General features: G+C 58.0%; 4 protein-coding genes. 3 read left to right on the top strand and 1 reads right to left on the bottom strand.

What is annotated here, in order from left to right:
- The first annotated feature begins 141 nt into the window (after positions 1-141).
- Positions 142-681: a hypothetical protein gene (locus tag ACQ4OB_RS17170; protein WP_074879194.1), complete on the top strand. Its 540-nt coding sequence runs from the start codon at positions 142-144 to the stop codon at positions 679-681.
- 7 nt (positions 682-688) lie between these two features.
- On the opposite strand, the gene ACQ4OB_RS17165 is transcribed toward ACQ4OB_RS17170, so the two are convergent.
- Positions 689-4,825: a CheR family methyltransferase gene (locus ACQ4OB_RS17165; RefSeq protein WP_430956097.1), complete on the bottom strand. Its 4,137-nt coding sequence runs from the start codon at positions 4,823-4,825 to the stop codon at positions 689-691.
- A gap of 245 nt (positions 4,826-5,070) precedes the next feature.
- Here ACQ4OB_RS17165 and ACQ4OB_RS17160 point away from each other — a divergent pair, with 245 nt between their 5' ends.
- Together ACQ4OB_RS17160 and ACQ4OB_RS17155 are read left to right on the top strand one after the other, a co-directional pair.
- A complete protein-coding gene (locus tag ACQ4OB_RS17160; protein ID WP_102616615.1) occupies positions 5,071-6,675 on the top strand; it encodes a tetratricopeptide repeat-containing response regulator in 1,605 nt (534 codons plus the stop codon).
- Positions 6,672-7,364 (top strand): sensor histidine kinase, encoded by a 693-nt coding sequence (locus tag ACQ4OB_RS17155; protein WP_430956096.1) that lies wholly within the window; start codon positions 6,672-6,674, stop codon positions 7,362-7,364. Before ACQ4OB_RS17160 ends, ACQ4OB_RS17155 begins: the two co-directional genes overlap by 4 nt.
- The last annotated feature ends 16 nt before the right edge of the window (positions 7,365-7,380 follow it).

Genomic DNA, 7,380 nt, shown 5'->3' with positions numbered 1-7,380 from the left:
CGCTCGAAAAAACACCGGTGTGCCCAGTGGTTTTACTCCAGCTATCGATTGCTCTTTCTACGGCCTAACCACCCGACGATCTACATGGAAAGTCTGACATTGCTGTGCCTTACTCCAGACACAACTCATGGGGCGACGTCGATGCGGCGAAGAGGCGCAAAATTCTGGTTATGGACTAACACGCAGTTACCCCTTCATACGCATGAAGAGGTACTCAGCAATGGGCTGCACATCGAGGTGCAGACGCGTGTCAGCCATGAAGGGGTTATCCAGGTGTTTATAGGCGTCTACGGCACCAATGGTTGGGCGGTTTGCGAGGAGTTTCATGACCGACACGCCGAGGAGCATTACTGCACGGCGTTGAAGTGGGGGGCTCAGCGGGCGAGGGAGATTGTCGCGGACACCCAGGAGTTTGTTGCGCCGCATCGCGTGCAGTTGACCTTGAGTCCAGTGATTACCGATGAGCCGGAATTGGCCCTGCGACGGATGGAAATGACCGAACGCGAGTCTTTGAAACTCAGGTCCGCAGATGCGTGGTCGGAGTACATGGCTGCCAAGGCAGCCATGCTGGAGCTGATGCGTTCAACCAAAGTCGACCCCAAGGTCTGGGCTGATCACAAGGAGCGGCTCAGGCAAGCCATCGATCGACGAGCCTGCGTACAAAGGGCCTATCTGCGCTGACCCTGCCTCAGGTCTGGGAGCGTCGCAGATTCTCAATGGTTTCGATCAGATCATCGTAGGACACCGGTTTTCCAATGTGCTGGTCAAAGCCTGATTGCCGTGATTTTTGAATGTCGCTGTGAGCGCCATAGCCCGTCAGTGCAATGGCCGGCACATCCTTGACCAGCGGCAACTGACGCAATGCGCTCATCAGCTCGTGACCGTTCATGACCGGCATGCCCAAGTCAGAAATGATCAGGTCGAAGCGCGTGCTTTTTGCCGCATCCAAAGCCGCCACCGGACGGTCGAACGCAATCACTTGCGCGTCTTCCATTTCCAGCAGCATTTTCAAGGTTTCCAGTACATCGGCGGAGTCGTCTACCAGCAGGATCGTCAAGCCGCTCAGCCTGCCAGAGGATTCTTCGATCTGAGTCGGGGATTGCGGCTCATCTTTGGAATGGGCTAAGGGCAGGTAAACCGTGAAGGTACAACCTGTTCCCACCCCGGCAGAGCTCACCTCAACCGTTCCCCGCTGGGCCTCGGTCAGTTGGCGGACCAGTGACAGGCCGATCCCCAGCCCTTCACGATTGTGGTTGATGTGCTGTTTTTCAGCCTGGCCGAACAGGTCAAACACGTGATCGAGGTTCTCGGGGGCGATGCCTGCACCGTTGTCTTTGACGTCCAGCCGCGCCATGTTTCCAGCCTGGCTGGCGATCAATTGCACGTGGCCGTTGGAGGGCGTGAATTTCAGCGCGTTATTCACCAGGTTCCAGATGATTTGCTCCAGGCGCGTCGGGTCGGCATGGACCATTAAGGCACCGGAAGGTACGTGCAGCTCGACGGTGGCGTCGTGTCGGTCGCTGAGCACGACGGCATGAATGTCGCGCAAGACACTGACCAGATCGACGGCGATGGGTTTCAGTTTGAGTTTGCCGGTTCGGACCCGGGCGACATCCAGCAGGTCATCGATGATCCTTGCCTGGCTATTGACGGCGTCGCAGATGGTGTTGACGGCCTTGGCGGCCGGCGCCACCGACTTGGTCACCGGCAAGCGACGCAGCAGTTCTGCATTGAGCTGAATCAGGTTCAACGGATGTTTGAGTTCGTGGGACATGACCGCGAAGAATTCATCCTTGAGGTAATTGGTGTTGCGCGTTTCGGCCAGTTGTTGGCTCTGTTCTTCATGCTGGCGTTTATGGCCGGTCAAGTCGCGGGCAATTTTGACGTAGCCTTTTAGGTTGTTGCCGCTGAGCAAGGTCACCTCGCCGCTGCAAAAGAAGCGGTTGCCGTCCTTGCGTACGTGCCAGCGCTCATCTTCACTGCGACCGTGGGTGCGCACCGCCAGCAATTCGTTTTCAGGCACACCGGACGCACGATCTTCGGGCGAGAAAATGAAATCGTAATAGGCGCCCTCGGCCTCGGCCTTGCTGTAGCCGAAGATCAATTCGGCGCCTTTGTTCCAGGTGGTGATCACGCCCTGCTCATCGAGGGTAATGATGGCGTAGTCACGAGTGCTTTCAGCGACCAGGCGCATGCGTTCTTCGCCCAGCCGCAACTCTTCTTCAGCCGCCCGTCGTTTGGTGATGTCGATGAACGTCAGCACGGTGCCGTCGATGTGGTCTTCGCTGGAACGATAGGGCAGCAGGCGGGCGATGTACCAGCGATTGTCGGTGCTGCTGACTTCGCGTTCGATCATGTTCAGCGATTCGAACACTTGCGCCGCGTCTGCGACGATTTCCTCGTAATGCAGGCGATGGGTAATGTCGAGCAAGGAGCGCCCGGTATCCACCGGTAACATGCTGAAGATGTCAGTGGCACGCGGAGTGAACCACTTGATGCGCATGCTGCGATCGACAAACACCGTGGCGATGTCGGTGGAGGCAATCAGGTTGGTCAGGTAGTCGTTGATCTTGTCGGTTTCTTCGACTTTGGTTTTCAGTTCGTAGTTGACCGTCAACAGCTCTTCGTTGATCGACTGCAGTTCTTCCTTGCTGGTTTCCAGTTCTTCAGTGGCCGAACGCAGTTCTTCGTTGATGGCCTGCATTTCTTCATTGGAAGCCTTGAGCTCTTCGCTGGAGACTTCCGATTGTTCGATGGTGTCCTGCAGGTGCAATTTGGTGCGTTGCAGTTCGCGCTCAAGGTTGGACAGCACTTGGCTTTCAGTCTGTAGCACGGTGGTGGCCGCCCGTTCGGCAGGGTCGACCTCGACTTCCTCGAAAATCACCAGGACGTATTCGCCGTCCGAATCTTCATCCTTGTAGGGATGTGCGACCAGATCAATCAGGTAACTGCGCTTGTCACGCTTGATCGGTACCTCGCGGGACTTGACCGGCAAGCCACTCTGCTGGACCTGGAACAGCGTGGTGCGGATTTCCAGGCGCAGTTCCGGAAGAATCAGTGTCAGCAAGTTACGCGACAATTCGCCGCCAACATGACGCAGGAAACGCCCGGCACTCTCGCTCATGTGCAGGATGTCGGCGTTGGCATCGACGATCACGCTCGGTGGTGCGGACTGTTCAAGGGCGCGTTGATGGATATCGGCGAATGACAGTTTGCGCGGCGCGCTGCTTTGCGGGACCTGTTGGGAAGTGTTGGTCCGCACATAGCCTCCACGCGGCATGGTCGGTGTGCGCCGACTGTTGGCCGTGCCGGTCTTGGCGCGGAAGATCCGGTTGCGTTTATCCACCGGTGCGAACAATTCGTGGCACGCGTCCGCGCTTTCGGAAGAACCGAGGAACAGGAAACCGCCCGGACGCAGGGCAAAGTGGAACATCTGGAGGATTTCGCGTTGCACTTCGCGATCCAGATAGATCAGCAGGTTGCGGCAAACAATCAGGTCGATCTGCGAGAAGGGCGGGTCGGACAACAGGCTGTGCTTGGCGAACAAGACCTTTTCGCGGATTTCCTTGCGGATCCGATAATGATCGTCTTCCTTGATGAAGTAGTGGCGCAGCCGCGAGGGTGGCACATCGGTGATGATCGCTTGTGGATACAAGCCGGCCCGACCAACGCTGATGGCGCGTTCGTCGATGTCGGTAGCGAATAGCTGCATCGATGCCGCGCTGGATTCAAGTTGCAATTGATCATTGAGCAGCATGGCCAGGCTGTAGGCTTCCTCGCCCGTGGAGCAACCCGCGGACCAGACCCGGATTTCTTCTTTCTCGGGGTGTGCGGACACGGCGGCGCTGACCAGTTGCGGCACGACATCCCGCTCCAGGGCTTCGAAAGCCTCTCTGTCACGGAAGAAGTTGGTCACCCCGATCAGCATGTCGCCCAGCAGTGCCTTGGTTTCTTCGGGATTGTGTTGCAGATACTGGTAATAGGCGGTCAGGTCGGGCTGGCCGGTGACCTGCATGCGGCGTTCGATCCGGCGCAACACGGTGGCGCGTTTGTAGTGTTTGAAGTCATGACCGGTACCCGTACGCAACTGGATCAGGATGTCGCGCAGCACCTGTTCTGCAAGAGCCGCGTCACGCTCGGACACCGTAGCGATGGTTTGCAGTTCCGGATCGTCGGCGATGGGTAAAGTGATTTCCCTGGAGTTGCGCCATAGCTCCAGCAGTTTTTGCGGCATTTCCACCACGGGCAGCACAAGGTCAACCATGCGGGTTTCGATGGCGGCGCAAGGCATGCCATCGAATTCGGCGTCTTCCGGTGCCTGAGCCAATGTGATGCCGCCTTGTTCCTTGATCCGTGATAAGCCAACCGCGCCGTCGGAGCCTGTACCCGACAACACCACACAGAAGGCACGCTCGCGATGCACGTCGGCCAGGTCGCGGAAAAACAGATCAATGGACGCGTGGCGACCTTCGCGCGGGTCCGTGGCGCTGACCTCCAGAAAGCCATCGTTCATTGCCAGCCGTTGCGCCGGTGAAATGACGTACACCTGGTTTTTCTCGATGACCACCGTTTCGGTCACTTGCAGAACCGGCATCTTGGTCGATTCCTGGATGATCTTGTCAGCGATGCTCTGGTGATCGGGCGATAAATGGAGAATGATCACGAACGCCATGCCATTGTCTTGAGGCATGTTTTCAAAGAACAATTTGATCGCTTGCAGCCCGCCTGCCGACGCACCGATGCCCACCACTGGAAAGTCCAGGGTGCTGGGGATCCGGGCCGATCGCTCGGAAGAAGTATCCGGGCGTTTGGGTTTGGTGGTCATGACTTAGGCCTTTAGCTACGACGTAAAGCGTGTTGATTTCAAGCGACAGGAAGCGCAGTTCAATAAGTCAGGATAATCCCGTTTTTCAATAACACCTTCAAATATTTAGCTCGCCATGGGAGGCGCTCATAAACTCTTTGACCGCCAAATGAGCGATTGCACTCCCGTTACTTCAAGTGAATGCCTGTTCTGGCCGATAACCCGAACAATCATGGTCTTATTCTTAAATTGCCTGGAAATCTTCGATGCTGTCGTATCACCAAAAGCGCTTTTTGATCGTCGATGATTTCTCGGATTTCCGCAGTTCCGTCAGGTCCATGCTGCGCGAGCTGGGCGTCAAGGATGTCGACACTGCCGACAGCGGTGAACAGGCGCTGCGCATGTGTTCGCAGAAGGCCTACGATTTCATCCTGCAGGACTTTCACCTGGGCGATGGCAAGAAGAACGGCCAGCAGGTGCTCGAGGACCTGATGATCGAGAAGCTGATCAGCCATGAGGCCGTGTTCGTCATGGTCACCGCCGAGACCAGTCAGGCAATGGTGCTCAGTGCGTTGGAACACGAACCCGATGCGTACCTGACCAAGCCGTTCAACCGTTCCGGCCTGGCTCAACGCCTGGAGCGGCTGGAGCAACGCAAGACCTTGCTCAAGCCGATTCTGCAGGCCCTTGACCGGGGCAAACCGGTTGAAGTGCTCAATGCCTGCATTGCCCTGTGCAAGCAAGACATCCGCTATTCGCCGTTGTGCCTGCGCTACCGCGCCGATGCCTTGCGTGACCTGAATCAGAACGAGGCGCTGGAGCGACTCTACGACAGCATCATTGCCGATCGACCGTTGCCGTGGGCCTTTGCCGGTCTGGGTAAATTGCTGTTCAAGCGTGGTCAGGTCGCTCAGGCCAAAGGCGTCTACGAAAAAGCCCTGAAAGTGTTCCCGATGATGCCGGCGCTCTACGACGGCATGGCCGATGTGCTGGTCGCCGAAGGCGACACCAAGGCTGCCCAGCGTGTGCTGGAAGAGGCGATCCGCTTGTCGCCGCTGGCGGTGCGCCGGCAGGCGCTGCTGGGCAAGTTGGCGATGACCAACGAAGATTTTGAAACCGCCTCCAAAGCCTATCGTCAGGCCGTGGCGCAGGGCGCGCAGTCACGTTTCAAGGATGCGGAGAGCAACCTTGGCCTGGCCCATGCCTTGATCAGTAAAGGCAGCGAAAAAGGTCTGGATACCCGGACTCGACTGGAAATCAACACGACGCTGAGTGCGGTGGCCAAGGAAAACCCCTCCGACCCGGGCCTGCAGATTCGTGCGCGATTGATGAAAGCCACCAGCCTGCTGCTCAACGATGCCGAAACCGCCGAGAAGCTCACCGAGCAAGCGATGATGCGCCTCGATGGCATGGAACAGTTCATGAGCGCCGAAGCGGCGCTGCTGGTGGCCAAGCAGCTGCAGATGCTTGGCCAAGCCAGCGCCGGTGCCTCGATGCTGAAAAACTGCGCGGAAATCTACGGCGACGACCCGACGGTGATGAAGGGCATCGCCAAGTTGACCGACGATCCGACCATCCTCAACTCCGGCAACGCCGCAGCCGACCTCAACCGTCAGGGCGTGCGGGTGTACAAGACCGGCAACCTGGTGGAGGCGCGGCAGGTGTTCCGCAAAGCCCTGGCGCTGCAACCGAAGAACATCAGCATCGCGCTGAACATGGCGCAGTCGCTGCTGCACGGCACCGACACCAGTGTCCCTTCGGCGGAGCTGGAGGAATGTCGGACGTGCCTGAAAATGGTCGGCCTGATGCCGGACACGGATGCGCGTTTCCCCCGTTATCAGAAGTTGCGAAGCAAGGCGTTTGGCGAATGAACAACAGCGAACAGGCACTCGATTTTTCCACGGTGATTGCCTCCACCGTGCACGACATGAAGAACTCCCTGGCGATGCTGATGCAGGCCCACAGCCAATGGCTGGCGCGTTTGCCGGATCCGCAACAGCACACCCCGGAGCAGGGCGTGATCGAATTCGAGTTCGCACACCTCAATGGCATGCTCGTGCAGTTGCTGGGGCTGTACAAACTCGGGGTCAACCAGATGCCGTTGCAACCGGCCTACCATGAACTGGATGACTTCATCGAAGCGCAATTGGCCTGCCACCAGGACGTGTTCGCCAGTCGCGGCATCATCGCGACCTATGAAGTGGACCCACTGAGCCCTCTGGGTTTCTTCGATCGGGAGCTGATCGCTTCGGTGCTGGGCAACAGCATCAACAACGCCATCCGTTACGCCCGCCACGCAGTGTTGATCAGCGTCAGCGATGAAGCCGGGCAATTGGTGCTGACCGTCAACGATGATGGCGAGGGTTATCCGCCCGGGATGATCGAGCGTCAGGCCGATTACGTGCAGGGCATCAACCACAGCAGCGGAAGCACTGGCCTGGGCCTGTACTTTGCCGGGCGGATTGCGGCACTTCATCAGCGCAACGGCGTGGGCGGTCGCACCGAAATCAGCAATGGCGGCTCGCTGGGCGGCGGCGTGTTCAGCCTTTACCTCCCCTGACGAGTCTTTTTGTTGG

This window comes from Pseudomonas sp. ES4 (genome assembly GCF_050586665.1).
Taxonomy (GTDB): domain Bacteria; phylum Pseudomonadota; class Gammaproteobacteria; order Pseudomonadales; family Pseudomonadaceae; genus Aquipseudomonas; species Aquipseudomonas frederiksbergensis.
Note: the sequence above shows the minus strand (reverse complement) of the source record. Positions and strands in the feature narration are given on the sequence as shown.